The following is a 25,089-nucleotide window of genomic DNA, read 5'->3' as shown; positions in this document are numbered from 1 at the left end:
GGACGTCGAGGCCGCCGAACGCTACGACACCCCGGGCCGCGGCATGTTCGCGCCCGAGGTCGTGGACCCGGTCGTCGACCGCCTCGCCGCGCTGGCCGGCGACGGCCGCGCGCTGGAATTCGCGATCGGCACCGGCCGGGTGGCCGTCCCGCTCGCCGCGCGGGGCGTGCCCGTCACGGGCATCGAGCTGTCCGAGCCGATGCTCGCCAAGCTTCGCGAGAAGGCGGCGATCCCGGTGGTCGTCGGCGACATGGCCACCGCGACGGCGCCGGGCGAGTTTTCGCTGGTCTACGTCGTGTACAACACGATCGGCAACCTGCTGACCCAGGACGAGCAGGTCGAGTGCTTCCGCAACGCGGCCCGCCACCTGAGCCCGGGCGGCCGGTTCGTGATCGAGCTGGGCGTCCCCGAGCTGCGGCGGCTGCCACCGGGCCAGGACGCGCTGGTCTTCACGGCCGAGTCCGGGTACGTCGGCGTGGACACGTACGACACGGTCCGCCAGCACCTGGTGTCGCACCACTTCACGTTCGGCGACGGGCGGCAGGCACGGGTGAGCCGCTGCCCGCAGCGCTACATCTGGCCGGCGGAGCTGGACCTGATGGGGCGGCTGGCCGGGTTCGAGCTGGAGTCCCGGCACGCGGACTGGACCGGCGGGGAGTTCACGACGCGATCGCCGTCGCACGTGTCGGTCTACCGGCTGCCGTCGAGCTGACCTCGACCAGCGGGAGGCGGACCGTCGCGTGCGGGAGGACCCCGAGGTCGGCGAGGGCCGCCTTGGCCGCGGTCGTCCCGGGGCCGGCCCGCATGATCGTCTCCACCAGCGGGACCAGTGCGTCGTTGATCGCCCGCGCCGACTCCAGGTCGCCGCGGCGGACGGCGGCGATCAGGTCCGCCGTGCGGTCCGCCGCCACGTTGGCGACCACGCTCACCACGCCCGCCGCGCCGCACGCCAGGTACGGCAGGTTCAGCTCGTCGATGCCGCAGTAGTACGCCAGTCCCGTGCCCGCCATGACCGTCATCGCCTCGAACAGGTCGCCCTTCGCGTCCTTGACCGCCCGGATCCGGGGGTGCGCGGCGAGTTCGGCCAGCGTCGCCGGCGTCATCGCGATGCCGGCGCGCGCGGGGACGTCGTAGAGCATCACCGGCAGCCCGGTCGCGTCGGCCACCGCGAGGCAGTGGGCGACGACGCCGGCCTGCGTCGGGCGGGAGTAGTAGGGGCAGACGAGCAGGAGCCCGTCCGCGCCGGCCGCCTCGGCGTCGCGGGCCCGGCGGACGCTCGCGGCGGTGTCGTACGTGCCGACGCCGGCGATCACCCGCGCCCGGCCGGCGACCCGGGCCACCACGCTCCGGACGAGCCCGGCGGCTTCCGGCTCGGTCAGGGTGGGGGATTCGCCGGTCGTCCCGCCCACGACGAGGCCGTCGCAGCCGGTGGCGAGCAGGTGGTCGACGAGGCTCGCGAGGCCGGGTTCGCTGATCGCCCCGCCGGGCTGCATGGGGGTCACCATCGCGGCGAGGTTGGCGCCGAAGTCGGTCATGACGTCGACACTGCCCGGCGTGACTGATGCAGTCCAGCGATGCTTTTTTGGCAATATTGCGTAGCCTGGCTTGATGATCGAAGTCGGAGCACTGCGGGCGTTGCGGTCGGTGGCGGCGCTCGGCACCCTGGCCCGGGCGGCCGACGAGCTGGGGTTCACGGCGTCGGCGGTGTCGCAGCAGCTCAAGCGCCTGGAGCGGCAGGTCGGCGTGCCGGTGCTGGCGCCGGCGGGCCGTGGGGTGGTGCTGACCCCGGCCGGCCAGGCGATCGCCGACTTGGCGCCTTCGGTGTTCCAGGCGCTGGAGCGGTGCGCGGAAGCGGCCCAGTCGGTGTCGGAGGGGGCGCCGCGCGGCACGCTCCGGGTGGTGGCGTTCTCGACGGCGATCCGCGGTTTGCTGGCGCCGGTGCTGCGGGGACTGTCGGAGCGCTGTCCGGACCTGCGCGTCCGGATCACCGAGCAGGACCCGGACGAGGCACTGCGCAGCGTCGACGCGGGAACGGCCGACGTCGCGCTCGTCCACGACGCCGACGGGTTGCCGGCTCCGCTCCCGCCGTCGATGACGCAGCGGCTGGTGCACACCGACGTCGGCGACGTGGTGCTGAGCCGTGCGCATCCGCTGGCGGCTCTTGCGGAACCGCTGGGCCGGCTCGACCTCGCGGGGCACGCGTGGGTGACCAGCCCGCCGGGAACGGTGTGCCACCAATGGTTCCGTCGGCTGGTCGCGGACGCGCCGGAGGAGCCGGACGTGCGTCACCTGGTCGACGACTTCGCGACGCAGCTGGCGTTGGTCGCGTCGGGCGAGGTGATCGCGTTGATCCCTCGGCTGGCCCGGCCGCCGTTGGGGGAGGACTTGGTGGCCCGTCCGTTGCGCCGGCAGCCGAAGCGGGAGGTCCACGCGGCTTGGCGGCGGAGCGCGGACGCCAGCCCGGCGATCCGGGCGCTGCTCACGGAACTCGGTTAAGCTGACCACAAGCGGGTGCAGCGTCGGAACGCCCGCCCGGAAACCCCATGGCGCACTACGTCAAAGGAGTGCGCCATGATCACGTTCGCCGGCTTGAGCCTGCCCGTCACCGACTTGGGCCGTTCAGTCCCCTTCTACACCTCCCTCGGGTTCACCGTCGAAGTCCGCAACGGCCGGTTCGTGTTGCTGCGCCTGGATTCCGGCACCCTCGGCCTGCTCGAACTCGGCGCCGTCGTCGCGCGGGAAGCCTCGAACCTGCGGCAGTTCGTCCAGGTCGAACTGCTCGCCGACGACCTCGACGAGCTTTACCGGGACTTCCTCGCGCGCGGCGTTCCCGTGCACAGCCCGCCCCGCGATCGCGGCTTCGAACGGCAGCTCCAGCTGCGCGACCCGGACGGCTTCACCGTCGAGTTCGCCGATCGGAGCGCGCGAGGTCTCCATCCCACGCCGGCGGGGCCAGGTCGGTGACCCCGACGCGCGCCAGTGCGCGCCGGGCCGTGTGGTCCACCACGTCGTCCAGCGTGGCCGGGTTCGGGTAGAACGCCGGGACCGGTGGGGCGATGATCGCGCCCGCTTCGGCGGCCGCGGTCATCGCCCGCAAGTGCCCCACGTGCAACGGTGTTTCGCGCACCATCAGCAGCAGCGGGCGGCCCTCCTTGAGACACACGTCCGCCGCGCGGCTGACCAGGTCGTCGGTGTAGCTCCAGGCGATCGCCGACAACGTCTTGATCGAGCACGGCGCGACCAGCATCGCGTCCACCGGGAACGAGCCCGACGCGATGGACGCGCCGATCTCGCCCGGCCGGTGGTGCACCGTCGCGAGTTTTCCCAAGTCCGAAGGGGAAAGCCCGCACTCGTGGCGCACGGTCACCGCGCCCGCCTTCGACAGCACCAAGTGGACTTCGACGTCCGGCCGGTAGGCCAGCAGCTCCAGGATCCGCACGCCGTAGCACGCGCCGCTGGCCCCCGTGATCGCGACGACCAGCGTGGTCATTCGATCGCCTCGATGCGCCGTCCGGTCTTGTCCGGCGCCGCGATCGCGAGGACCGCGGCGGCGACCGGGCCGACGATGCCGAGCGCCAGCGCGAGCGGCACCGTGCCCGCCAGCGACAGCGCGACCAGCGGGAACAGCCCGGCGCCGAACCCGCGGCCGGCGTAGTAGGACAGGTTCGACCCGCTCGACCGCACGCGCGTCGGGAAGAACTCGGCCATCCAGATGCCCAGCACGCCGAACCCGCCGCTGCCGCCGGCGCACATCATCAGCGCCCAGAACGTCGGGTACGCCCAGAAGTCCGTGCCGATCTTGGCCGAGCCGCTCACGACGAGGCTGAGGAACCAGCCGAACCCGAGCACCCCGAACACCGCCGACGCGAACATCGCCCACTTGCGCTTGAGCACGTCGGACAGGATTCCCGTGAGCGGATAGGTGATCCCGGTGACGACCAGTCCCAAGAGGACGATCAGGCTCGCGGTGCCCAGCGGCACCTTCTCCACCTTGATCAGGAACGTCGACAGGTAGGAGATGAGCGAGTTCGTCGTCAGGAACAACGCCGTCGCCAGCGCCATGAACACGATCGTGCCCAGCGCGTAGCCGCCGCGGAACACGTCGAACAACGGCACCTTGGTGCGCCGCAGTTCCTCCGGCACCCGGCCGGCCTTCAGCTCGCGCTGGTAGAGCAGCCACTGCTCGGACTCGGGCAGCAGCACGGCCGACGCGACGCCGATCACCAGCGTCGCGACGCCGATCAGGACGTACCCGGTGCGCCAGCCGCGGTCCTCGCCGAACGCGACGAGGCAGCCGTACACCACACCCTCGGTCAGGATCTGGCCGACGAAGTACATCGCCTGGATCGAGCCGCCCATCATGCCGCGCTTGCGCGTCTTCCAGCACTCGGCGAACATCGAGAACGACAGCCCGAACAGGCCGCCCATCCCGACCCCTGCGAGCAGCCGGGTCAGCAGGAACACGAAGTAGTTCGGGGCGAGCCCGCCGAGCAGCGCGGCGACGCCGAACGCGAGCACGGACCCGGTGTAGGTCCACCGCCTGCCGTAGAGGTCGCCGAGCCAGCCGCACAGGATCCCGCCCGCGATCGAGGCGAACCCCTGCAGCGTCGCGACCTGCACGATCTGGATGGTGCTGACGTGGAAGCTCTCGGCCAGATAGGACAGTGGGTAGCCGACGAGGTTGAGCTCGGCGCCGTCGAAGAGCGTGCCGAGGAAGGCGAAGAAGAGGATGCGGGCGGTTTGCGGGCGTGCCGAAGTGAGCCCACCGGCACCGGTGGGCGTGCGCAGGGTCGACAAGGAGGGTCCCTTTCCCGGGGATCAGTCAGGCAGCTGTTGGCCCCGGGTCTCGGGGCAGAACGGGGCGACGACGAGGCCGAGCACGTAGATCGACCCGACGGCGGTCGCGGCGACGCCGTACCCGCCGAGCTTCGAGATGATCGCGCCGGCGGTGAGCGGGCCGAGGAAGGCGACGAACCGCGCGGCGTTGAACACGAACGCCGCGCCGGTGGCGCGCAGGTGGGTGGGGTAGAACTCGGGCAGCCACACCGGCATCCAGGTGTACTGGCCGAGCGTGAAGAAGCCGTTGACGACGAGGACGACCACGATCAGGCCGAGGCTGTGCGTCCACAGGAACAGCACGGGGGTGAGGACGAGCGAGGCGGCGAAGTACAGCAGCACCGCGGGTTTCCGGCCGAGCCGGTCGGCGATGAAGCCGAAGGCGATGTACCCGGCGATGGCGCCGGCGTTGTAGATCATCCCGGCGCCGCTGGCCCACGCGGTCGCGGACTGCCCGGAGCCGGCGGCGCGCGAGGCGACGTAGGCCGGGACCCAGGTCGAGATGCCCCACCAGCCGAGGGTGGTGACCAGGGACATCAGCGAGCCGAGGATGGTCAGCCTGCGCAGCTTGGGGTCGACCAGGATCTGGCGCAGGGTGAGGCGGGTGAACGACTTTTCGTGGGCGGTCAGCTCGCCGTCCCGCTGCTTCAGCTCGCGACGGCGACGGTGCGCGCTGGTCCACGACTCGGACTCGGGCACCTTGCGGCGCAACCACAACGCGAACAACGCGGGCAGCACGCCGATGAGGAACATGTACCGCCACGAGTCCGGTCCCAGCGGCGCGATGAAGTACCAGCACGCCGACGCGACGAAGAACCCGAGCCCCAGCCCGCACTGCATGAGGCCGGCGGCCTTGGCCCGCGCGTGCGCCGGCCAGGTCTCGGCGACCAGCGACGTGCCGGTGCCCCACTCCGAGCCGAGCGCGAAGCCGGTGATGAACCGCAGGACGAGGAACGACGTCCACGACCAGGAAACCGCGGTGAGCCCGGTGAAGGCGGCGTAGAGCACCATCGACGTCAGGAGGGCTTTGCGGCGGCCGAAGTAGTCGGCGAACACCCCGCCGGCGATCCCGCCGAAGCCCCAGCCGAGCAGCGTGACGGCGATCGTGGCGCCGGTCAGGAAGGAAACTTGGGTGGCCGGGGCGCCGGGCTCGAGTGTCCTGAGGACGAGACTGGCGGTCAGGATGAGCGCGTAGGTCTCGAAGCCGTCGAAGAGCCAGCCGAGGTTCGCGGCGAGCAGGGACCGCCACTGCGTGCGGTCGAGTGTCTTGGCCCAGGGCTTCCGGGCGAGCGCGACCTCGGACACGGGATCTCCTTTCCGGGCCGCCGTGGGCCGGATCTTGTCCTCCATCGAGGACATCGAGTCCTGCTGGCGGGAACGGTAGGCGAGGTGGCGGGTGAGGTCAAGGAGCGGTCGGGTGCGGGAGGGTGCTCGGTTGCCGCAGTTGCGGAGATCGGGGCTGTTCGGCCCCCGTGTTTGCGGGGATGGCGGTGGGTTTGGACTCGCACCGGCGGATCGGTGCGGGGATGATCCACAGTGGACTGGATGACGTGAATGACTCATTCATGTCGCCAGGCGACGTGAATGAGTCATTCACGTCATGTGGGGACCCTCGCCTCCTGCGCGACCCCGGCCTTCCCGTTCCGGCTTTGCGGCCGGTGGCAGGGGGCCTGGCGCGCGACCTTGCCGGACCCCTGCGGCGCCACACGACATGAATGAGTCATTCACGTCATGTGGGGGACCCTCAGCCGGAAACTTTCGCCGCGCCGCCGGTGCGCTCGGTGATCCGGAGCGCGCATTCGCGGATCAAGGCACCGTAGTGATCCACAGTGGACTCGTTGAGTTCCGAGGCGAACGCCAGCGAGCACACGACCATCCGGACGTGCCCCTGGGCGTCGAAGACCGGCGCCGCCACGCCGGACTGGCCGAGGTCGTACTCGCGGATGCTCTCGGCGTAGCCGCGCTCGCGGGTGTCCTCCAGGACTTCGCGCAGCTCGTCGGGGGTTGCGACCGTCTCGGGGGTGAACTCCTCGACGCCGAACTGCGCGATCAGCCGGTCCACCTCGGCCGGCTCGGACCAGGCGTGGAACGCGCGCATGATGGCCGGCGCGGAGAACGGGAACGTGTCGCCCACGCCGACGGTGATCCGCACGCCCTTGCCGCGGTCGCCCTTGGCCAGCACCGAGTACTCGCCCTTCCCGTGCGGCTGCACGGCGAAGACGACGAAGTTGATCCGCTGGTTGAGGTCGTCCAGTTCCTGCTGGACGATGTCCGTCATCCAGTCCTCGGACAGCCGGGCCATCGCCAGCAGGCGCGGGCCGAGCGACCAGCCGTCACGGCTGGTGGTCCAGCCCGCTCGCTGCAGGGTGCCGAGGATGTTGTAGCAGGTGCTGCGGTTGAGTCCCAGCTCCTCGATCAGCACCCCGGAGGCCACCGGTTCCGGCCAGTCCCGGGCGATCCGCTCCAGGAGCCGCACGGCGCTCAGCACCGCTGGTACGTCGCTCGTCATCCTCGCCCCTCGTCGTTCTTCCTTCGCGCACGGTAGCTGAGCGGGTTTGCGTGTCGCCAGGACCGTGTTAGTGTCCTCTATATTAGACACCTAGTCCTCTCTGGTGGTCATATGAAGCTCGGATCCTCCTTCCTCGTCCCCGCCGGGCACGATCGCGTGTTCGCGCACTTCCTCGATCCCGACTCGATGCGGGTCAGCGTGCCCGGCTGCACCGAGCTCGACCGCGCGGATCCCGCGCACTACCGCGGCCGGCTCGTCAACGAAATCGCGCACGTGCGGTTCAGCGCCGGGTTCTCCGCGGAGATCACCGAGCTGGACGAGCCGAAGCTGGTGCGCGCGCTGCTCAAGGGCGAGGACCACAAGCTCGGCAGCTCCATCAAGATCGACGCCCGGCTCGCGGTCCGGCCCGACGGCGCGGACTCGTCCAAAGTGGACTACAGCCTGGACGTCGCGATCTGGGGCCGGATCGGCCGGCTCGGCGAGTCGCTCGTGCGCCGCCGTTCGCAGGAGGTCGAGAAGGAGTTCGTCGCGGCCTTCTCCGAGATCTGCGCCGCCGGTCCGCCGGGGCCGGGCAACCCGGGCCTGCGCAGTGTCCTCGAGCGGCGCAACGGTCCCTCGGAAAAGACCGAGACGCCGGCCTCGTGGTGGCGCCGCCTGCTCGCTCGCCTGTTCGGGAAGAAGAGCTGATGCCCGTCTACCACTACCCGGACACGCTCGGCGAAGCCTGTTCGATCCTGGCGGCCGGCGAAGACGCGATGGTCTACGGCGGCGGAACGGCCGTCCAGATCCTGCTCAAGCAGGGCGTGCTCTTCGCGTCCGACCTGGTCGACATCGGCGCCGTCCCGGGCCTCGGGGAGATCACCCGGACCAAGGACGGCCTGCGCGCCGGCCCGCTGGTCACGCTGCGGCAGATGGAAACCAGCCCGCTCGTGCGGGAGCTCGCGCCGCTGGCCGCCGAGGTCTACGGCCGGGTCGCCAACCCGCGCGTCCGCAACACCGCGAGCGTCGGCGGCAACCTCGCGCACGGCGACTACCGGCTCGATCCGCCGACCGCGCTGATGGTGCTCGACGCCCGGGTCGAGCTCACGTCGTCGCGGGGCAAGCGGGCCGTGCCCGCGCGCGAGTTCTTCGTCGACTTCCAGCAGACCGCCCTCGAACCCGGCGAGATCATCACCGCGGTCGAAATCCCGCGGCAGCCCGAAGACTCGGGCGCGCACTTCGCCAAGCTGTCCAGCCTGGCGGTCAACGACTGGCCGGCCGCGTCCGCCGCCGCGCTGGTCGTGCCGGCGTCCCGCGGCCGCCGCCAGGTCCGGCTCGGGCTCGGCGCGCTGGCCCACGTGCCGGTGTTCACCCAGTTCGAGCTGGCCGGCGACACCCCGGTCGACGAAGCCGTGGCCACGGCGAAGGAAGTCGCCCGGCCGCTGATCGACCCCCTGCCGGACGTGCGCGGGGGAAACGCTTACAAGACGCGGCTCGGCCTGGTGGCCGTCGAAGAAGCCGTGCGAGGTTCCTGGAAGGAGCGAGACGATGAGCGACGGATCCCGTTCCTCGGCCGGCGCCGCCGTCGGTGAGCGGTGGGCCCGCACCGACGGGCGCGCCAAGGTCCGCGGTGAGTTCCGGTACGCCGCCGAAGAACCCGTCCGGCCGTGCCTCGACGTCGCCGTCCACCGCAGCACCCGGCCGCACGCGAAGATCGTCGCGGTCGACACCTCCCGGGCGCTCGCGGCCGACGGCGTCGTCGCGGTCGTCACCGGCGCGGACCTGTTCGCCCTGCTCGGCGACCGGATGATGACCGGGCCCGCGTTCTCCGACCAGCCGTGCCTGGCCGTGGGCAAGGTCCGGTACGTCGGCGAGCCGGTCGCGGCCGTGCTGGCGCACAGCGTCGCGGCCGCCCGCCGGGCGGCCGAGGAGATCCAGGTCGACTACGACGAGCTGGACCCGGTGCACGACGTCGACGCCGCCATCGCCGGAACCGCCTACGTGCACGAGGAACTCCGGCCGTCGGCGGTGTTCGGCGACCTCAAGCACCTGCGCGGCAAGCGCGACACGAACGTGAACTACGAGTTCAACCTCCGCCGCGGCGATCCCGACGCGGCGTGGGGGACCAAGGTGAGCGCGGAGTTCTGGGCGCCGCCGACCCACCACGTGCCGATCGAGCTGCCGTACGCGGCCGCGTGGCCCGAAGGCGACCGCGTCGAGCTGCTCGCGACGACGCAGACGCCGTCGTACGTCCGCCAGAGCCTCGCCGACCTGCTCGACCTGCCGCTCAACCGCGTCCGGGTGCGGACCGCGCCGCTCGGCGGCAGCTTCGGCGCCAAGATGTACGACCGCCTCGAACCGCTGGTCGCGGCGCTGGCGTGGACGCAACGGAAAGCCGTGCGCATCACCGCCACCCGCGAGGAGGCGTTCCTGCTCACCACGCGCCACGGCGCCGCCGTGTCGGGCAGCATGACCGCCGACGAGGACGGCCGGATCGTCGCCGCCACCGCCGACGTCCGGTACGACACCGGCGCCTACGCCGACGTCGGCCCGCGCATCACGGCCAAGTCCGGCATGGTCGCGACCGGTCCGTACAAAGTGGACAAGGTGCGAGTGCGGTCCCGGTGCGTCTACACGAACAAGCCGTCCGCCGGGCCGTTCCGCGGCTTCGGCGTGCCGCAGGTGACGTGGTCACACGAGTCGCTTGTGGACGAACTGGCGCGCGAGCGCGGCGAAGACCCGGCCGAGTTCCGGCGGCGCAACCTGCTGCGGGAAGGCGACATCGCGCCGGTCGGCACGCCGATGCACAGCGCGGACTTCGTCGGCTGCCTCGACGCCGTCACCGAAGCCATCGGCTGGTCCGAGCCGCTGCCGCCGGCGGACGGCCGGTTCGTGCGCGGGCGCGGCGTCGCGGTCGGGATCAAGGCGGTGCTGACCCCGACGATCTCCAACGCGACCGTGCAGCTCAACCAGGACGGCTCGGCGACCGTGCTGATCAGCACGGTCGACATGGGACAGGGCAGCGACACGATCATGGCGCAGATCGCCGCCGAGGTGCTCTGCCTCGGCGAGGGCCGGGTGCGCGTGATCGGCGCGGACACCGACGTCACGCCGTACGACACGATCACCGCGGGTTCGCGGTCGACCTATCACACCGGCAACGCCGTCCGGCTGGCCGCGGAGTCCATGCGCGACAAGCTGATCGCGCTGGCGGCGAAGCACTTCGACGTCGAGCCGACCGATATCAAGATCACCGGCGACGGCTTGGTCAGCGCCCAGAACCAAGCCACCGTCGGCGTCCCCGACCTGCTGCTCGCCCACTTCGGCGCGCGCGGGACCACGCTCACCGCCGAGGCGAACTTCAGCACGTCGTGGCAGCCCTACGACCACGAGACCGGGCAGTCGCCGCAGGTCACCGAGCACTGGTTCGCCGGTGCGGCCGCCGTCCAGCTGACCGTGGACACCGCGACCGGGCGCGTGCACGTCGAGCACCTCGCGGTCGCCGGCGACGTCGGCCGCGCGATCAACCCGGCCATGGTCGAGCAGCAGCTCTCCGGCGCCGCGATCATGGGCCTCGGGCACGCGCTGTTCGACCAGCTCGTGTTCGACGAGGGCCAGATCGTCAACGGCACCCTGCTGGACTACCAGCTGCCGTCCATCAAGGACATGCCGGACCGGCTGACCCCGATCGTCGTCGAGAGTCCACATCGGACCGGGCCGTTCGGCGCCAAGGGCGTCGGGGAGACCGCGATCATCCCGCTCGCCCCGGCGATCGCCAACGCCGTGCGCGACGCGACCGGCGTCCGGCTGACCGAGCTGCCGCTCACCCCCGAGCGGATCCTCACCGCGATCACCGAGCAGGAGCAGTCATGAGGGAGATCCAGCTGACCGTCAACGGACGGCGCCGCCGCCTCGCCGTCGCCGACGACGAGCTGCTGCTCGACGTGCTGCGCCGCGAGTTCGGCGTGACGAGCGCGCGCGAAGGCTGCGGCGTCGGCGCGTGCGGGGCCTGCACGGTCCTGGTGAGCGGACGCAGTGTCTCCAGCTGCCTGACCCGCGCCGCGCGGTACGACGACGCCGAGATCACGACCGCCGACGGGCTGCCCGAAGACGACGAGGTGGTCGAGGAGTTCGTCGCGGCCCGCGCGATGCAGTGCGGCTACTGCATTCCCGGGTTCGTGCTGATGGCGCACGAACTCCTCGAAGAGAACCCGCGGCCGACCGACGACGACGTCACCGAGCACCTGGAAGGCAACATCTGCCGCTGCGGCACCTACGGCGAGATCCGCACCGCGATCAAAGCCGCGGCCGCCCGCCGGGAAGCCCGCGAGGGAAGGAAGAGCGCGTGAAAGAACTGAACGTCCACCGCACCGGGACGCAGGGGCGGCCCGTCGTGCTCCTGCACCCCCTTGCGCTCAGCGGCGCGGTCTGGGACCCGGTCGCGGAGTACCTCGGGCAGCGGCACCGGGTCCTCGCCCTCGACGCGCGCGGGCACGGCGAGTCCTCGTGGGACGGCGCCGAGTTCACGGTGGAGGATATGGCCGCCGACGCGGCAGCCGTCATCGAAGACTTCGGCGTCGGCCCCGCGGACGTCATCGGGTTGTCCATGGGCGGCAGCACGGCGCTGGTGCTCGCCGCGAGCCGGCCGGACCTCGTGCACCGACTCGTCCTCGCCGACGCGACCGCGTGGTACGGCCCGGACAGCGCCGCCGAATGGGCGCACCGGGCCGAGCGCGCGCTCGGCCTGGACCGCCGGGCCCAGCTGGAGTTCCAGCGGGACCGGTGGTTCGCCGAGGCGTTCCGCGCGGCCCGGCCCGACGAGGTCGAGCGCGTGTGCGAGATCTTCGTCGCGACGGACTCGAAGGCGCACGCGGCCGCGTGCCGGGCACTGGGCACTTTGGACGCGCGCGACCGGCTCACCGACGTCCGCGCCGAAACCCTGGTCCTGGTCGGGGCCGAGGACTACGCGACGCCGCCATCGATGTCCCGTGAACTGGCGGACGGGATCGCCGGTGCGCGGCTCCAGGTGCTCGACCGCGCGCGGCACCTGAGCCTGCTGGAACGGCCGGACCTGTGGCCGGTCGTCGCCGCGCACTTCGCCGGGGAGCCGTCGTGACGGAACCGCTGCTGAGCCTGCGTACGCACCTCGACGCCGTCGCCGGGTTCGGGGAGCTGCGGACCGTGCGGGGCGCGCACTGGGACCTCGAACTCGGCGGGATCGCCGAGCTGAGCTACCGGCTGCCCGGGACGCCCGCGGTGCTGTTCGACGAGATCGCCGGCTACCCGGCGGGGATGCGCGTGCTCACCGGGAGCACGGGGTCGCCGCGGCGGTTCGGGCGGACGCTGCGCCTGGGCGACGACCTCGACGACGCCGGCGTGGTCGAAGCGCTGCGCGGCAAGCCGTCGCGGTGGGCGGCGGCGGCCCGGGACTTCCCGGTCCGGCCGGTCGGCGACGCTCCGGTGCTGGCCAACGAGGTCCCCGGCGAGAAAGTCGACTTGTTGACCTTCCCGGTGCCGCGCTGGCACGAGCACGACGGCGGCCGGTTCATCGGCACCGGCTGCTTCGTCGTCACCAGCGACCCGGACACCGGTGTCCACAATGGTGGGTGCTACCGGATGGAGGTCGTCGACGAAGGCCGGTCCGTCACCCTCGCCGTGGTGCCGGGCAAGCACGGCGACCAGAACATCCGGCGGTGGTTCGAACGCGAAGGCCGTGCGCCGGTGACTGTCTCCTTTGGACACGATCCGCTGCTGCTGGTGCTGGGTGGCACCGAGGTGCCGCACGGGATTTCCGAACTGGAGTACGCCGGCGCGGTGCTCGGCGAGCGCGTCCCGGTCGTGCCCGGGCCGGACACCGGGCTGCCGATCCCGGCGGGCAGCGAGCTGGCGATCGAGGGCTGGCTGCGGCCGGACCACCTGCGCGACGAGGGGCCCTTCGGCGAGTGGACGGGCTACTACACGGGCCTTCGCCGGCCGAACCTGGCCGTGGACATCACGCGGCTGTACCACCGCGACGACCCGATCCTGCTCGGCGCCCCGCCGGGCAAGCCACCGCACGACTATTCGTACATGCGCACGGTGATGAAGTCGGCGATGATCCAGGACGAGCTGGCGGCTTCAGGAGTCCCGGGTGTGGTCAAGGCGTGGGCCCACGAATCGGGCGGTGGGCGGCTGTTCGTCGCGGTGTCGGTGAAGCAGCGGTACGCGGGTCACGCCCGCCAGGTCGCGTGCCTGACCGCGCAGTGCCCGGCGGCGGCGTACATGAACCGGTACGTCGTGGTGGTCGACGACGACATCGACCCCGCGGACCTCGACCAGGTCGTCTGGGCGATGTCGACGCGCAGCGACCCGGCCGGGGACATCGAGGTCCTGAAGCGGACGTGGGGCAGCAAGCTGGACCCGTTGTCGGTGGCGGGCGAGCCGCCGTTCACCAGCCGCGCGATCATCGACGCCTGCCGTCCCTACGAACGGCTGGAGAGCTTTCCGCGAGTGGCGGAAAGCTCTCCGGCCTTCCTGCGGGAGCTCGAACGCAAGTGGCGTGCCGAGCTGGGGTGAGCGGTACTACGTGCGGTAGCGGAACAGGATGCGGCCTCGGGCGAGGTCGTACGGGCTCAGCTCGACCAGGACCCGGTCGAACGGCAGGATCTTGATGTAGTTCTTCCGGATCTTCCCGCTGATGTGCGCGAGGACGTGGTGCCCGTTCGGCAGCTCCACCTTGAAGGTGGCGTTGCGCAGGCACTCGATCACGGTGCCCTCGACTTCGATGCCGCCCTTATTCACCATGGCGCACCAGCTCCAGGGTGCTGTTCGCCCGCCGGCCGCCGACGCTCTCGAACAGCGCCGTCGCCGCCGGGTTGGCCTCGTCGACTTCCGCCGTCGCCGTGGGGATTCCCGCCGCGTGCAACGAGTTCAGCACGTCGGCCAGCAGCGCGCGGGCGATGCCGCGGCGCTGCCGGTCGGCGCGGACGGCGATCAGCCCGATCCGCGGCAGCCGCGTCACCTGGACGACCCGGACCAGGCCGACGTACTCGGTCCCCGCGGCGGCGGCCGCGTAGAGCGCCGGGTCCACGATGGTGTCCCCGGCCGGCCGGGGCAGCACCTCGGCCGGCATCTCCTGCCAGCCGACGCTCGCCTCGACCTCGGCCCGGAGCACGCGGTCCAGCGCGCGCAGCGGACCCTCCGCCGCCGAGCCGCGGGGCACCAGAGTCACCCCGGGCGGCGGGGCCGCGGCCCCTTGCCGAGTGGGCACCAGGTAGTCCCACTCGCGACGGCGGATCGTGAAGCCGGCTCGTTCCCACCCCGCCGTCAGGTCGGTGTGGACTTCGTCGACGACTGTGTACAGAGGAGCGGGCAGGTCCGCGAGCATCGCGTCGGCGAGCTGGTCGAACACCGAGCGGTGCCAGGCGTCGATGCTCAGGAAGGTGCGCCCGTCGGGCCGGGTGGTGGCCTCGCCGCGGCCGACGACGACGTCGTCCTCCAGCGCGTGCCAATGCCGTGGCGCGACTCGGGTGATCGCCACCGCGGGTTCGCCCGCGATGAAATGCGTGGTTTGCATAGGTACCTCTCGGGAGTGCTCGAAGCGCTCCCGGCGACCCCTACGTCAGTCGCCCGACCGTGACGACGAGGGGAGCACCCACATCGAAACAGCGTTCATGGGGTTCACCTCCCGGCGTCGAGTCACGGTCACCGGCACGATAGCGGGCTCGCGTCGCGCGGCCCACTCATTTACCGGGCGGCGCGGCGCTCCCCCAGCCAGAAGGCGATCCGGGCCGGGAAAAGCAACGACGGTGCTGCTCCACGCGAACACGAACACTACAATCCCGGGGTCATGACCGTCGCCGCCGCGATCACGTTCACCTGGCTCGGGATGGTGCTCGCCATCTCCTTCCTCGAAGCGCCGCTGAAGTTCCGCGCGCCCGGCGTCACCCTGCCGCTGGGGCTCGGTATCGGCCGCGTGGTGTTCGCCGCGCTCAACAAGGTCGAGGCCGGGCTCGCGCTCGGGGTCGTCGTCTTCGTGGTCATCGGGCCGCGGACGGTCCTGGCCGTCGTCTTCGCCGCCGTCGCGTTGCTCGCGCTGCTCGTCCAGCTCGAAGACGGGCCGCGCAGCCACGCCCACTTCGTCTACATCGGACTCGAGGTGCTCAAGGTGGCCGCGCTGCTCGCGTTCGGCGTCGCGGCCCTCGCCTGAGTCATCGCCGCGGCAGCACCAGCAGCGCGTCGCCGACCGGGCGTTCGCCGGTCGCGTCGGACGGCGAGCTGACCAGCTTGCCGTCGATCGCCATCGCCGTCGAGCCGCCGCCGTCGAGGTTGATCGCGGTCACCGCGCCCAGCCGCGCCATCAGCTTCGCGCCCTCGATCAGGGACAGCCCTTCGGCGAAGCCCGGCTGCCGCCCGTCGGCGGTGACGATCAGCAGCCGCCCCCGCCGGTCGAGGCCGACCATCGTGCGCGGGTTGCGCTTGACGCCCCAGCCGTACACGAACGACGGGTCGCCCGGGTGCACGATGCCGTCCGAAGCCGCGTTCACCGAGATGCGGCCGTCGCGGACCAGCCACGGGCCTCCGTTGACGACGCCGGTGGGGTGGACCGGCCGGCCGGCGTCGAAGACGCGCGTCCCGACCGGCAGCCTCGTGCCGGGCCGCGCGTGCCCGGTCAGCCACGTCGCCGCCGCGCCGATGCCCTGCACGGTGTGCCCGCCCGCGGGCACGTCGCCGCCGGCCGCACGCACCGCCGTGACGACGTCCCGGGCGTCCAGCACGGCTTCGACGCCGTCCCCGGCCGGGGTCGGCGTGCCGAGCTGCGGGGTGAAGAGCACGAGCTCGTCGGGGTGGGTGCAGGTCGTGTCGTGCAGCGGCCGGTCCGTCGGGACGTCGCCGGGCTCGCCGCAGTTGCGGATCAGGCCGGGCTTGCGGTTGACGCCGTTGACCTCCCGCCCGCCGACGGTGAGCGCGGTCCGCGGCACGCCGATCGACGGCCGCTCGCCGAGCAGCAGCGCGGGCCGTCCGGTGGTGGCTTCGCTCTGCAGGAGGCCCTGGTAGACGCCGATGCCGGCCGGTTCGCCGGGGATGCCGTCGCGCGGGTCGATGACGAAGAAGCCGCCGTTGGTCCCGACGAGCGCGCCCGCCGCGGCCGCCAGCGCCGACGTCGTGCGCCGGCCCGCGACCGACTCGCCGTGCGAGGCCACGACGTCGCCGCGGAACCGCCGCGGATCGACGACGGCGACGCGGACGCGTTGCGGCCCCTGCGCTTCCGGCCCGTCCTGGCCGGTCCACTCGACGGCGCCGGTGAAGCCGTTGGCGGCCATGGCGCTCGCGGTGGCGGCGGCCTGCGCGCGGTCGGCGAAGGAGCCGACCCGCACCCGCCAGCCGAGGGCACCCCGCGGGGTGTCGGCGAAGGCGGGCCAGTCGACTTCTTCGGCGCGCGCGGCGAAACCCTTGCCGCGCAGGGCGGTCACGAGTGTCTCGGCGTGCTCACGGGTCCCGAGCGCGGACGGCGGCGCGTCCGGGTCCGGGCTCGACCCGCCGGGCACCTGCGTGGTGACGGTCCAGGAGTTGTGGCCGGTGCGCTCGCCGGTGACGGTGGTCGAGACGGTCAGGCCCGGCGCGAGAACGTCCCCGGCTGCCAAGGCCGGCGAACTCAGCGCGAGGGTGAGCGCGGCGGACAGAACCAGGGCGAGCGGCATCCTCGTCTTCACGCGAAGCAACGTACTCGCACCACGGCGGATTCCACACGGGCTCGCAGCGGAATTTCCGGTGTACAGCAGCGTGCCGCTTGCCCAGCGAGCAGATCGACTTCGTGCCGGACCGGCGAGGGCTTCGCGTGTGGGTGATGCAGGCGGCCTCCTCCGGAGGTGACCGCTCTTACCGGCGGTGACCCCGAGCGGACGGGCACGGCGCGACTCCACCGGACGCGCCGTGCCCTGCCCTCAGCTCCGGACGTTCTGCTGGGCCTCCTGCGCCCGGTCGGTGACGTCGCCCGTTGCCGAGCGCGCCTCCTCCTTCACCGTCGACGCGCTGTCGGCCGCCTCGGACTTCACCGACTCGACCGCCTGCTGCGCCGGCTCGCGGAGGTTGTCCTTCAGCTCCTCCGCCGCCTGCTGGGCGACCGGGGCGAGCTGCTCGCGGGCCAGGTCCGTCGCCTGGCTCGCCAGCTTGCGCTCCGGCTCGCTCGCCGGCAGCAGGGACGACACCAGCCAGCCCGCGCCGAACGCGATCAGGCCGGCCGCCAGCGGGTTGCCCTGCGTGCCGCGGCGGATCTGCTGCGGGGCGTCGGACACCGCGTCGGCCGCGGAGCTCACCTTGTCCTGCGCCGTCGAGGCGACCGAACCCACCTTGTCGCCGGCGACCGATGCGTGGTGGTCCGCGGTACCCATGACTCGCTCCTTCGCGTTGCCGACGGCCGTCCGCAGCCGGCCGACCCGGCGCTCGACGATGCGGCCGGGGCTCACCTTCTCGGTCAGCGCGTTGACGTCGGTGCTCAGGTTCCGTTGTGTGCCTTCGATTTCCCGGCGGATCCGGTCCGGTTCGGTCATGGTCGTTCGCCTTTCAGTGCGTCCGGGACCTGCTGCAGGGTCTCGACGGTGCGTTCGGGTTTCGGGTTGATCCGGCGGAACGCGCTGCGCCCGGTGGCGTACAGGACCGCGCCGGCGATCGCCCACACCGCGGCCACGATGAGCGCGGCCCAGCCGCCGTCCATCACGTTCTCCAGGGCCTGCCAGAGTGCGACGGACAGGAACAGCAGGACCATGTAGCCGGCGAACCCGGCGCCGCCGAACATGCCGGCGCCCTTGGCCGCCTTGGTGGCCTCGGCCTTCGTTTCGGCCTTGGCCAGCTCGACCTCCTGGCGCACCAGGGTGGAGAGGTCCTTCATCACGTTGGACATCAGCTCGCCGACCGAGCTGTCGGCGACGTCGACGGGCGGGCTCGCCTGCGGCGGGGGCCCGGGTGGCTGCGTCATCACGGCACCTGCCCGGGCGCGGTGTGGCGGCTCGGCTGCGGCAGGGGCGGCGGCGCGGCGAACCCGCCGGGCGTGGTCGGCGGCGCGTCCGCCCCGCCGGGACCGGGCGGCGGCGCGTCGGCGGCACCCGCACCGGGTTGGGGCGCGGTGAGGCCACCCGGGCCGGGCTGAGGGGCGATGAGGCCGTCGGGACCGACCGGCCCGCCCGGCTGCGGCGCGTTGTACCCGCCCGGCGCGACCGGCGGCGGGTATCCCGTCCCGCCCGGCCCGGGTGCCGGGGGCACCGGCGGGACCCCGGCCGGTCCGGGGTGCGGCGGCGGGGTGGCCGCGGCGGCCTGGCCGTTCGAGGAGTTTTCCTGCTGCTGCTGGGCGACGACGCCGCGGGTGAGCCGTCCGACGAGGGCGCCGGCCACCGCCGCGCCCACCAGGAAGGTGCCGGGACGGCGGCGGGCGAAGCGCCGCACCTCGTCGAGCAGGTCGCCGGGTTCGCGGTGCTCCAGCCAGTCCGCGACCGAGCGCGTCCGGTCGGACACCTGCCGCGCGACGTCGGCGGCGACGCCGGGGGAGTCGGTCTGGTCGGCCATCCGGTCCAGCTGGCCCGCCAGCTGGTGGAGGCTCTGGGCGGCCTTCCGCTGGCCGTCCTTGGCTTGGGACTCCAGCTGCGCGCGGCCTTCGCGAAGGAGGTCACGCACTTCGTGCTGAGCGTGCTCGGCGACGTGTTTCGCCTCCTGCGCGGCGGTTTGCGCGACCTCGCCCCCGCGGTCCGCGGCCGTCGTGGCCACTTCGCGGGCTTCGTGCTTGGCGGTGTCCGTCGTCGACGGCGGCGACTGGCCGCCGGATCCCTGTGACATCTCGACCTCCTTGCGGGAGAGGCACATCCGGTGCCCTCGGCTTCGTAGAGCGGCGGGCTACCCGGGCGGAACCGGCATAAACGGGCATGCGTGTCCGGCCGGGAAGGGGGTAGCCCCGCTCACGGAGGTGGTGGGTGTGCCGGAGGTCGGCGTCCGGAAGGCGCGTTCGGCGTGGGCGGGGGTGCTCGCCGGGGTCGGCGTCGCCGCCTTCGCCGACGAAACGGTGTTCCACCAGTTGCTGCACTGGCACCACTTCTACGACGGCTCGACCACCGACGCCGGCCTGGTCTCCGACGGGCTGTTCCACGCGTTCGGCTGGTTCGCGCTCGTGTTCGGCCTCGTGCTCGTCGCCGACCTGCGGCGCGGCGACCGCCTGTCCGGCCGGGCCCTCGCCGGCGGCGTGCTGACCGGAGCCGGCGCGTTCCAGCTGTACGACGGCACGATCCAGCACAAGCTGTTCGGCCTGCACCAGATCCGCTACGGCGTCGACCTCACGGCGTACGACTGGACGTGGAACGTGCTGGCGGTGGTGCTGCTGGCCGTCGGCGTGCTGCTCCTGCGCCGCGCGAAGACGGCGTGACGGGCCACGGCGGCCCGGTCACCGCGGTACTGGCCCTGGTGGTGTTCGCGGCCTACGAGCTGGGCGCGTGGCGCCTGCGCGGCCGCGGCGACCGGTGGCCACCGGCGCGCGACGCCGGGTTCGGCCTCGGCGTCGCCGCCGCGGTCTTCCCCGCCGCGCCCGGGTTCACCGGGCACGTGCTGCAGCACGTCGTGGCCGGCATGCTCGCGCCGCTCCTGCTGGTGCTCGCCCGCCCGGTGACGCTCCTGCTGCGCACCGCCCCGCTCGCGGTGCGCCGCCGGCTCAAGCCGGTGCCGCGGTCCCGCGCGGCGGCGGTGTTGACGTACCCGCCGGTCGCGGCGGTCCTCGACGCCGGCGGCCTCTGGCTGCTCTACCGGACCGGCCTGTTCGCCGCGGCCGGCCGCGACCCGTGGCTGCACGTCTTCGTCCACACGCACGTCGTCCTGACCGGCGTCCTGTTCACGGCGTCGGTGTGCCGGCTCGACCCGCTGCGCCACCGGGTCGGCCTCGGCCCGCGCGCGGCCGCGCTGGTGGGGGCCGCGGCGGCGCACGCCGTACTGGCCAAGTCGCTGTTCGCGACACCACCGCCTGGCACGACCCTGTCCGTCGCCGACCGCCAGGCCGGCGCCCAGCTCATGTACTACGGCGGGGACCTGGTCGAGCTGGCTCTCGCCCTGGTCGTCGCGCTGAGCTGGTACGCCGCGCGCGGGCGGCCCGTCAGCCGCCGACGTGGATGCCCGGCCGGCGGGCCGGGTCCTTCTCCGCGCTGCGGATGATCTCCCGGACCACCGGCGCCGTGTCGCCGCGGCCCAGGATCAAGTACCGGAACAAGTGGCCGAGCGGGTTGCCCTCCGACCACTCGAAGTGGCACTGCGGCCGCACGCCGGTGACGTCGCGCAGGGCCAGCAGGATCGCCGCGATCGCGTTCGGCGCCGCCGGGCTGTCCGCGCGCAGGATGCGGTAGCCGTCGACATCGACGCCGCGCACCTTCAGCACGTTGCTGAACTCCGACGGGTCCACCACGTCGATCTCCAGGAACAGGATGTCGGCCGCGCCGGGCACCGGGTTCATCGCGCGCTGTTCGGCTTCCTTGGCCGAGTACTCGGCTTCGTCGCCGCCCTGGCGGCGGTTCGCGACGATGTGCAGCGCGCCGTCGTTGGCGAGGGAGTCCGCGACGAACCGGCGAGCTTCCTCGTCGAACTCGATGCGCTCGGCCCGCAGCTCCGTCGTCCGCGAAACCCGCGACACCAGCGAGACGACGATGATGCCGAGGATGAACAGGGCCGAGATGGCGATGCCGTCCGGCTTCTCGATGACGTTCTCGACGAGCGCGTACAGCAGGACGAGCGTCAGCACGCCGAACCCGATCGCCGCGCCGCGCTGGCGCCGCCGGATCGCCGAGATGCTGACCGCGACCGATCCCGACACCATCATCGCGAGGATGCCGGTGGCGTATGCCCCGGCCTGCGCGTTGACGTCCGCGCCGAACGCGACGGTGATGAGGATGCTGATCACGGTGTAGACGATGACGACCGGCCGCACCGCGCGGCCCCACTCCGGCGCCATGCCGTAGGACGGCAGGTACCGCGGGACGATGTTGATCAGCCCGGCCATCGCCGACGCGCCGGCGAACCAGAGGATCAGGACGCTGCTGATGTCGTAGGCGGTGCCGAAGATCTCGCCCAGCTCGCGGTGGGCGAGGTAGGCCATGGCCCGGCCGTTGGCCTCGCCGCCTTCCTTGAACGCGTCCGCCGGGATCAGCACGGTCGTGACGAAGCTGGTCGCGATCAGGAACACGGACATGATCAGCGCGGCCGCGGTCAGCAGCTTGCGCGTGTTGCGGATCCGCGACTCGAGCTTCTCCTCCGGCGTCTTCCCGTTCGCGGCGACCAGCGGCATCATGCTGACCCCGGTTTCGAACCCGGAGAGGCCCAGCACCAGCAGCGGGAAGGCGATCACGGCCGGCCCGACGATGCCGCCGAACCCGCCGCCGCCCGCGGTGAGCGCGTCGGTCCAGCGGGACAGCGCCGCGGAGTCGCCGAGCAGGTCGATCACGCCGGCGACCGTCACCACGGCGTTGAGCAGCAGGAAGACCGCGACGAGCGGGATGGCGACGCCGACCGCCTCGCTGAAGCCCAGCAGGAAGACCCCGCCGAGGATCAGCAGCAGCACGACGGTGATGAGCACGGCGTGCCCGTGCAGGAACCCCGGCAGGTACGGGTTCTCCAGCATGTGCACGGTGGCGTCGGCCGAGGACAGCGTGATGGTGATGATCCACGACGTCGCGACGAAGCCGAGGAGCGTGAGCACGAAGAGCTTCCCGCGCCAGAACGGCAGCAGGTCCTCCAGCATCGCGACCGAGCCCTGGCCGTGCGGGCTTTCGCGCGCGACCCGGCGGTACATCGGCAGCATGCCGAGCAGCGTCAGCGCGACGATCAGCAGGGTCGCCAGCGGCGAGAGCGCCCCGGCGGCGAGCGCGGCGATGCCCGGCAGGTAGGAGAGGGTGGAGAAGTAGTCGACGCCGGTCAGGCACATGACCTTCCACCAGGACTGCGGGGTGCCGTGGTCCTCGCCGCCCTGCCGGCCGACGGGGGCGACACGGTGCTCCAGCAGCCACCGGGCCAGCCCGGAGGCCGGCGGCTTCGGCGGCACCGGGCTGTCGACGCTCGCCGGCACGGTCACCTCGGGTGAAGCACCCATCCTCGTCCCCTCATCGCTGGACAACTCCGCGCACAAGGATGCCGGATGGGGGACGGGCGGGCCGCGCAGGCCGGGTAGCGGGTGTCGTGCACCCGCTCGACCCCGGCGCTAGCGGGTCTCGATCACCCGCTTGAACTCCGTGCAGGCGCGTTCGACCTTGCGTTGCGGGTCCGCGAGCAGGGAGGCCACGGCCTGGCCCACCTTCCCGCCGGGCGGCGCGTACTCCAAGCTGACCTCGAGCTCGGTGCGCCCGTCGCCCTTGTCCTCGAACAGCACCACGCCCGCGTTGGTCACGTCCGGGTCGGCGGCGTCGACCGTCGTCCACGCGATCCGGTGCGGTGCGGCGTCCTCGGTGATCCGCGCTTCCCACTCGAGGGTCTTACCGGCCGGGCCGGCGACCTTCCAGCGCGTTCGCGAGCCGTCTTCGGTGAGCGCTTCCACGGACTCGACGTCGGAAAAGATCTCCGGGAGCCGGGTCAGCGGGCGCCACCAGTCGTAACACGCCTGGGCGGGCGCCTGGACCTCGATGCGGTGCGTGGCCGTTTCCATGGCTCGCGGCTACCCCGGCCGCCCGCCGATATGCCCGTCGAGGACAACGAGTGCCTCGCCGAGCGTGGCCGGGCGCGCCGCCCGTCCGGTGCGGGGCGGCCAGCCCGGCCCGGCCAGCAGGAGCAACGGCACGCGAAGCCGGCGCGGGGGTTCCGCCGGGCGGCCGGCCCACAGGACGACGGCCACCGGGTGCGTGCGGGCCACCGCGTCCCGCAGCGCCGAGTCCGGAATGGACCCGCCCAGGAAGAGCGCCGCGCGGCCGTGTTCGGCCAGGGCCGCGCGCAAGGCCTCCAGCGGCAGGGTGTGCCGCTCGCCGTCGGCGCACGCCAGCAGGACCGGCGGCGACGCACCGCCCGGCGCGGGGATGCGGTGCAGGGCCGCGGCGATGGCCCACGACAGCCCGTGCACCAGGTCGACGCACCGGTCGCCGTCGAGGGCGCCCAACGCGGGCCGGCACAACTGTTCCCACGTGCCGACGACGTCGTGGCCGCCCAGGTGGGCCTCCAGCAGCGCGGTCGCGGTGTCGATCTTCAGCTGCCGGACCGCGGTCAGCAGCGTCTCGACGTCGGTGCCGCCGGCGTGGAACGCGCGGGCGGCCGCGGACTCCGCGCCGAGCCCTTGGTCGATCAGGTGCTTCATGCGCAGCAGCGCGTCGACGTCGGCCCGGCCGTACCGGCGGTGGCTGCCGGTCTGGGGTGTGGTGAGCCGCAGGTCGTAGCGGCGGTGCCACGCGCGCAGCGTCGACGGCGGCAGGCCGAGCAGGCGCGCGACCGCCCCCGCCGTCCAGGTGACGGCGGGGGCGCTCGCCGGGGTGTTCGCCGGCTCAGCTCCCGGGCCGCTCGACATCGCCGCGCCACGCGCCGGTCTCGCGGCCGCCGCGCTCCTCGATGAACGTCTTGAAGCGACCCAGGTCGCCCTTGACCCGGCGGTCGAGGACGCCGAGCTTGTCCGCCACGTTCTCGACGAAGCCCTCGGGGTCGATGTCCAGCTGCGCGGTGACCCGCGTGTGCCGGTCGTCGAGGCGGTGGAACGTCACCACACCGGCGTGGTTCGGGCCGGTGTCCGATTTCCAGGCGACGCGCTCGTCGGGGTGCTGCTCGGTGATCGTCGCGTCGAATTCGCGCGTCTGCCCGCCGACGCTGATCTTCCAGTGCGTGTGCGTGTCGTCGAGCTGCCTGATCTCGTCGACGCCTTCCATGAAGTGCGGGAAGGACTCGAACTGGGTCCACTGGTTGTACGCCGTGCTGACATCGGTTTCGACGTCGACGGTCTCGGTCACGGTGCTCATCGTGGGCGTCTCCTTCCTGATGTGGTCCCGGTCCGGTTACCCGGCAAATCGATGACAAAACGATGCGGGCCGCCTAAAGTCGGCCACCGGCGGAAGGAGGGCACGGTGACCGGTGAGCAGACGCTGACCGTGCGGGTGCGCACGGTGCCCGGAGCCGTCGTCGTCGCGGCCGCCGGTGACCTGGACCTCGGCACCGCGCCGGTGCTGCGCGCGCGGACCAGGGCCGTGCTGGACGGCCGGCCGGGCGCGCTCATCGTCGACCTGGACGGGATCGGGTTCTGCGGTTCGGCGGGCCTGCAGCTGCTGGCCGAGCTCGCCGCCGAGACGACGGCGGGCGGGGTGCCGCTCGCGGTGGTCGCCGACGGCTACCCGGTGCTGCGCGCGGTGCGGCTCAGCCGGCTGGACGAGGCGTTCGCCGTGCACGCGACCGTCGACGCCGCCCGCGCGTGGATCCGCGACCGGGCGTGACTCCACAGTGGACATCCACTGTGGAGTGAATCTCACGCCGCCGTGGCCGGCCGCGGGGTCCGGGCGCTGCCCGTGACGGCGGCGAGCACGGCGTCCGCGTCGAGGGCCGGGTCCCACAGCGCGCAGCCGACGACGTGCGCGAGCCGGCGCCGCCGGTGGGGCCCGGAGTCGGTGAGCGCGACGTCGGTGGGGCGGCCGTTCTTGACCGCGTGCACCGCGCGGGTGACGAGCACCGCCTCCTGGCGGGTGGTGCCGAGTTCTTCGGCCGCGGCGAAGATCCGCTCCGCCGCGGCGTGCACGGGATCGGTCATGCTGGTCCTCGAAAAGCCCTTCGCGGCGGACCGGCCGGTGCCGGTCCGCCGCGGCCGGGTGCGT

At 72.6% G+C, this 25,089-nt stretch carries 29 protein-coding genes; 13 read left to right on the top strand and 16 right to left on the bottom strand.

Features of this window, described 5'->3' with window-relative positions; translation table 11 throughout:
- Window positions 1–43 precede the first annotated feature (43 nt).
- Window positions 44–712, top strand: a complete 669-nt coding sequence (locus ABFJ78_RS25140; protein WP_436389017.1) for a class I SAM-dependent DNA methyltransferase — start codon at window positions 44–46, stop codon at window positions 710–712.
- Here the strand turns inward: ABFJ78_RS25140 and dapA are convergent.
- Entirely contained in the window at window positions 660–1,535 is an 876-nt protein-coding gene (gene dapA / locus ABFJ78_RS25135; RefSeq protein ID WP_436388806.1) for a 4-hydroxy-tetrahydrodipicolinate synthase, read from the bottom strand. The two genes, ABFJ78_RS25140 and dapA, sit on opposite strands and share 53 nt — an antisense overlap.
- 73 nt (window positions 1,536–1,608) lie before the next feature.
- Here dapA and ABFJ78_RS25130 point away from each other — a divergent pair, with 73 nt between their 5' ends.
- On the top strand, window positions 1,609–2,496 hold the full coding sequence (locus ABFJ78_RS25130) for a LysR substrate-binding domain-containing protein (RefSeq protein ID WP_436388805.1): 888 nt from the start codon (window positions 1,609–1,611) through the stop codon (window positions 2,494–2,496).
- A 75-nt stretch (window positions 2,497–2,571) separates the two neighbouring features.
- Window positions 2,572–2,964: a VOC family protein gene (locus ABFJ78_RS25125; RefSeq protein WP_436388804.1), complete on the top strand. Its 393-nt coding sequence runs from the start codon at window positions 2,572–2,574 to the stop codon at window positions 2,962–2,964.
- Here ABFJ78_RS25125 and ABFJ78_RS25120 read toward each other — a convergent pair.
- From ABFJ78_RS25120 to ABFJ78_RS25105, 4 genes are all read right to left on the bottom strand, one after another.
- Entirely contained in the window at window positions 2,897–3,490 is a 594-nt protein-coding gene (locus ABFJ78_RS25120) for a UbiX family flavin prenyltransferase (RefSeq protein WP_436388803.1), read from the bottom strand. The two genes, ABFJ78_RS25125 and ABFJ78_RS25120, sit on opposite strands and share 68 nt — an antisense overlap.
- Window positions 3,487–4,797, bottom strand: a complete 1,311-nt coding sequence (locus ABFJ78_RS25115; protein ID WP_436388802.1) for an MFS transporter — start codon at window positions 4,795–4,797, stop codon at window positions 3,487–3,489. Before ABFJ78_RS25115 ends, ABFJ78_RS25120 begins: the two co-directional genes overlap by 4 nt.
- Window positions 4,798–4,818: 21 nt before the next feature.
- Complete coding sequence (locus ABFJ78_RS25110; protein ID WP_436388801.1) at window positions 4,819–6,141, bottom strand: MFS transporter; 1,323 nt, start codon at window positions 6,139–6,141, stop codon at window positions 4,819–4,821.
- A 439-nt stretch (window positions 6,142–6,580) separates the two neighbouring features.
- Entirely contained in the window at window positions 6,581–7,345 is a 765-nt protein-coding gene (locus tag ABFJ78_RS25105) for an IclR family transcriptional regulator (protein WP_436388800.1), read from the bottom strand.
- A 111-nt stretch (window positions 7,346–7,456) separates the two neighbouring features.
- On the opposite strand from ABFJ78_RS25105, the gene ABFJ78_RS25100 reads away from it, so the two are divergent.
- From ABFJ78_RS25100 to ABFJ78_RS25075, 6 genes are read left to right on the top strand one after another with little or no spacing between them, the layout of a single operon-like run.
- Window positions 7,457–8,032 (top strand): CoxG family protein, encoded by a 576-nt coding sequence (locus ABFJ78_RS25100; RefSeq protein ID WP_436388799.1) that lies wholly within the window; start codon window positions 7,457–7,459, stop codon window positions 8,030–8,032.
- Entirely contained in the window at window positions 8,032–8,916 is an 885-nt protein-coding gene (locus ABFJ78_RS25095) for an FAD binding domain-containing protein (RefSeq protein ID WP_436388798.1), read from the top strand. Before ABFJ78_RS25100 ends, ABFJ78_RS25095 begins: the two co-directional genes overlap by 1 nt.
- A complete protein-coding gene (locus ABFJ78_RS25090) occupies window positions 8,873–11,197 on the top strand; it encodes a xanthine dehydrogenase family protein molybdopterin-binding subunit (protein ID WP_436388797.1) in 2,325 nt (774 codons plus the stop codon). Before ABFJ78_RS25095 ends, ABFJ78_RS25090 begins: the two co-directional genes overlap by 44 nt.
- Window positions 11,194–11,673 (top strand): (2Fe-2S)-binding protein, encoded by a 480-nt coding sequence (locus ABFJ78_RS25085; protein ID WP_436388796.1) that lies wholly within the window; start codon window positions 11,194–11,196, stop codon window positions 11,671–11,673. Before ABFJ78_RS25090 ends, ABFJ78_RS25085 begins: the two co-directional genes overlap by 4 nt.
- Window positions 11,670–12,440 carry an alpha/beta fold hydrolase gene (locus tag ABFJ78_RS25080; protein ID WP_436388795.1) on the top strand — a complete coding sequence of 257 codons (771 nt, stop codon included), beginning with the start codon at window positions 11,670–11,672 and terminating at the stop codon, window positions 12,438–12,440. The genes ABFJ78_RS25085 and ABFJ78_RS25080 overlap by 4 nt, the downstream gene beginning before the upstream one ends.
- A complete protein-coding gene (locus tag ABFJ78_RS25075) occupies window positions 12,437–13,879 on the top strand; it encodes a UbiD family decarboxylase (protein WP_436388794.1) in 1,443 nt (480 codons plus the stop codon). Before ABFJ78_RS25080 ends, ABFJ78_RS25075 begins: the two co-directional genes overlap by 4 nt.
- Before the next feature lie 6 nt (window positions 13,880–13,885).
- Here ABFJ78_RS25075 and infA read toward each other — a convergent pair whose 3' ends face one another.
- Both infA and ABFJ78_RS25065 read right to left on the bottom strand, forming a co-directional pair.
- Entirely contained in the window at window positions 13,886–14,107 is a 222-nt protein-coding gene (gene infA, locus ABFJ78_RS25070; protein ID WP_436388793.1) for a translation initiation factor IF-1, read from the bottom strand.
- The gene (locus ABFJ78_RS25065) at window positions 14,097–14,879 is read right to left on the bottom strand and encodes a GNAT family N-acetyltransferase (protein ID WP_436388792.1); all 783 of its coding nucleotides are present in this window, start codon (window positions 14,877–14,879) and stop codon (window positions 14,097–14,099) included. The genes infA and ABFJ78_RS25065 overlap by 11 nt, the downstream gene beginning before the upstream one ends.
- A gap of 273 nt (window positions 14,880–15,152) precedes the next feature.
- On the opposite strand from ABFJ78_RS25065, the gene ABFJ78_RS25060 reads away from it, so the two are divergent.
- On the top strand, window positions 15,153–15,512 hold the full coding sequence (locus ABFJ78_RS25060; RefSeq protein WP_436388791.1) for a hypothetical protein: 360 nt from the start codon (window positions 15,153–15,155) through the stop codon (window positions 15,510–15,512).
- Window position 15,513: 1 nt separating this feature from the next.
- On the opposite strand, the gene ABFJ78_RS25055 is transcribed toward ABFJ78_RS25060, so the two are convergent.
- From ABFJ78_RS25055 to ABFJ78_RS25040, 4 genes are all read right to left on the bottom strand, one after another.
- A complete protein-coding gene (locus ABFJ78_RS25055) occupies window positions 15,514–17,016 on the bottom strand; it encodes a phosphodiester glycosidase family protein (protein ID WP_436388790.1) in 1,503 nt (500 codons plus the stop codon).
- Between the two features lie 231 nt (window positions 17,017–17,247).
- Window positions 17,248–17,853, bottom strand: a complete 606-nt coding sequence (locus tag ABFJ78_RS25050; protein WP_436388789.1) for a DUF3618 domain-containing protein — start codon at window positions 17,851–17,853, stop codon at window positions 17,248–17,250.
- A complete protein-coding gene (locus ABFJ78_RS25045; protein ID WP_436388788.1) occupies window positions 17,850–18,278 on the bottom strand; it encodes a phage holin family protein in 429 nt (142 codons plus the stop codon). Before ABFJ78_RS25045 ends, ABFJ78_RS25050 begins: the two co-directional genes overlap by 4 nt.
- Window positions 18,278–19,129, bottom strand: coding sequence for a hypothetical protein (locus ABFJ78_RS25040; RefSeq protein WP_436388787.1), 852 nt, complete (start codon window positions 19,127–19,129; stop codon window positions 18,278–18,280). Before ABFJ78_RS25040 ends, ABFJ78_RS25045 begins: the two co-directional genes overlap by 1 nt.
- A gap of 136 nt (window positions 19,130–19,265) precedes the next feature.
- Between ABFJ78_RS25040 and ABFJ78_RS25035 the strand changes: the two genes are divergently transcribed.
- Window positions 19,266–19,709 carry a DUF2243 domain-containing protein gene (locus ABFJ78_RS25035; RefSeq protein WP_436388786.1) on the top strand — a complete coding sequence of 148 codons (444 nt, stop codon included), beginning with the start codon at window positions 19,266–19,268 and terminating at the stop codon, window positions 19,707–19,709.
- Complete coding sequence (locus ABFJ78_RS25030; protein ID WP_436388785.1) at window positions 19,706–20,485, top strand: cytochrome c oxidase assembly protein; 780 nt, start codon at window positions 19,706–19,708, stop codon at window positions 20,483–20,485. Before ABFJ78_RS25035 ends, ABFJ78_RS25030 begins: the two co-directional genes overlap by 4 nt.
- On the opposite strand, the gene ABFJ78_RS25025 is transcribed toward ABFJ78_RS25030, so the two are convergent.
- The 4 genes from ABFJ78_RS25025 to ABFJ78_RS25010 all read right to left on the bottom strand — a co-directional run bounded on the left by ABFJ78_RS25025 (window position 20,427) and on the right by ABFJ78_RS25010 (window position 24,246).
- On the bottom strand, window positions 20,427–22,409 hold the full coding sequence (locus tag ABFJ78_RS25025; protein WP_436388784.1) for an amino acid transporter: 1,983 nt from the start codon (window positions 22,407–22,409) through the stop codon (window positions 20,427–20,429). The genes ABFJ78_RS25030 and ABFJ78_RS25025 overlap by 59 nt on opposite strands.
- Before the next feature lie 108 nt (window positions 22,410–22,517).
- Window positions 22,518–22,958 (bottom strand): SRPBCC family protein, encoded by a 441-nt coding sequence (locus tag ABFJ78_RS25020; RefSeq protein WP_436388783.1) that lies wholly within the window; start codon window positions 22,956–22,958, stop codon window positions 22,518–22,520.
- Between the two features lie 9 nt (window positions 22,959–22,967).
- Window positions 22,968–23,804, bottom strand: a complete 837-nt coding sequence (locus tag ABFJ78_RS25015; RefSeq protein WP_436388782.1) for a MerR family transcriptional regulator — start codon at window positions 23,802–23,804, stop codon at window positions 22,968–22,970.
- Complete coding sequence (locus ABFJ78_RS25010; RefSeq protein ID WP_436388781.1) at window positions 23,782–24,246, bottom strand: SRPBCC family protein; 465 nt, start codon at window positions 24,244–24,246, stop codon at window positions 23,782–23,784. Before ABFJ78_RS25010 ends, ABFJ78_RS25015 begins: the two co-directional genes overlap by 23 nt.
- Window positions 24,247–24,351: 105 nt before the next feature.
- On the opposite strand from ABFJ78_RS25010, the gene ABFJ78_RS25005 reads away from it, so the two are divergent.
- The gene (locus ABFJ78_RS25005) at window positions 24,352–24,714 is read left to right on the top strand and encodes an STAS domain-containing protein (protein WP_436388780.1); all 363 of its coding nucleotides are present in this window, start codon (window positions 24,352–24,354) and stop codon (window positions 24,712–24,714) included.
- A 32-nt stretch (window positions 24,715–24,746) separates the two neighbouring features.
- Here ABFJ78_RS25005 and ABFJ78_RS25000 read toward each other — a convergent pair.
- A partial coding sequence (locus tag ABFJ78_RS25000) for a hypothetical protein (RefSeq protein ID WP_436388779.1) occupies window positions 24,747–25,089 on the bottom strand: 343 nt, incomplete at its 5' end.

The sequence above is a fragment of the Amycolatopsis sp. MEPSY49 genome, from assembly GCF_051337345.1.
Lineage (GTDB): Bacteria > Actinomycetota > Actinomycetes > Mycobacteriales > Pseudonocardiaceae > Amycolatopsis.
This window is presented reverse-complemented; position numbering and strand designations above follow the sequence as displayed.

Coding starts and splice junctions, on each gene's coding strand:
- ABFJ78_RS25140 (WP_436389017.1), top strand. CDS start 44: ATGTTCGCGCCCGAGGTCGTGGACCCGGTCGTCGACCGCCTCGCCGCG.
- dapA (WP_436388806.1), bottom strand. CDS start 1,535: ATGACCGACTTCGGCGCCAACCTCGCCGCGATGGTGACCCCCATGCAG.
- ABFJ78_RS25130 (WP_436388805.1), top strand. CDS start 1,609: ATGATCGAAGTCGGAGCACTGCGGGCGTTGCGGTCGGTGGCGGCGCTC.
- ABFJ78_RS25125 (WP_436388804.1), top strand. CDS start 2,572: ATGATCACGTTCGCCGGCTTGAGCCTGCCCGTCACCGACTTGGGCCGT.
- ABFJ78_RS25120 (WP_436388803.1), bottom strand. CDS start 3,490: ATGACCACGCTGGTCGTCGCGATCACGGGGGCCAGCGGCGCGTGCTAC.
- ABFJ78_RS25105 (WP_436388800.1), bottom strand. CDS start 7,345: ATGACGAGCGACGTACCAGCGGTGCTGAGCGCCGTGCGGCTCCTGGAG.
- ABFJ78_RS25100 (WP_436388799.1), top strand. CDS start 7,457: ATGAAGCTCGGATCCTCCTTCCTCGTCCCCGCCGGGCACGATCGCGTG.
- ABFJ78_RS25095 (WP_436388798.1), top strand. CDS start 8,032: ATGCCCGTCTACCACTACCCGGACACGCTCGGCGAAGCCTGTTCGATC.
- ABFJ78_RS25090 (WP_436388797.1), top strand. CDS start 8,873: ATGAGCGACGGATCCCGTTCCTCGGCCGGCGCCGCCGTCGGTGAGCGG.
- ABFJ78_RS25085 (WP_436388796.1), top strand. CDS start 11,194: ATGAGGGAGATCCAGCTGACCGTCAACGGACGGCGCCGCCGCCTCGCC.
- infA (WP_436388793.1), bottom strand. CDS start 14,107: ATGGTGAATAAGGGCGGCATCGAAGTCGAGGGCACCGTGATCGAGTGC.
- ABFJ78_RS25065 (WP_436388792.1), bottom strand. CDS start 14,879: ATGCAAACCACGCATTTCATCGCGGGCGAACCCGCGGTGGCGATCACC.
- ABFJ78_RS25060 (WP_436388791.1), top strand. CDS start 15,153: ATGACCGTCGCCGCCGCGATCACGTTCACCTGGCTCGGGATGGTGCTC.
- ABFJ78_RS25050 (WP_436388789.1), bottom strand. CDS start 17,853: ATGACCGAACCGGACCGGATCCGCCGGGAAATCGAAGGCACACAACGG.
- ABFJ78_RS25045 (WP_436388788.1), bottom strand. CDS start 18,278: ATGACGCAGCCACCCGGGCCCCCGCCGCAGGCGAGCCCGCCCGTCGAC.
- ABFJ78_RS25040 (WP_436388787.1), bottom strand. CDS start 19,129: ATGTCACAGGGATCCGGCGGCCAGTCGCCGCCGTCGACGACGGACACC.
- ABFJ78_RS25025 (WP_436388784.1), bottom strand. CDS start 22,409: ATGGGTGCTTCACCCGAGGTGACCGTGCCGGCGAGCGTCGACAGCCCG.
- ABFJ78_RS25020 (WP_436388783.1), bottom strand. CDS start 22,958: ATGGAAACGGCCACGCACCGCATCGAGGTCCAGGCGCCCGCCCAGGCG.
- ABFJ78_RS25015 (WP_436388782.1), bottom strand. CDS start 23,804: ATGTCGAGCGGCCCGGGAGCTGAGCCGGCGAACACCCCGGCGAGCGCC.
- ABFJ78_RS25010 (WP_436388781.1), bottom strand. CDS start 24,246: ATGAGCACCGTGACCGAGACCGTCGACGTCGAAACCGATGTCAGCACG.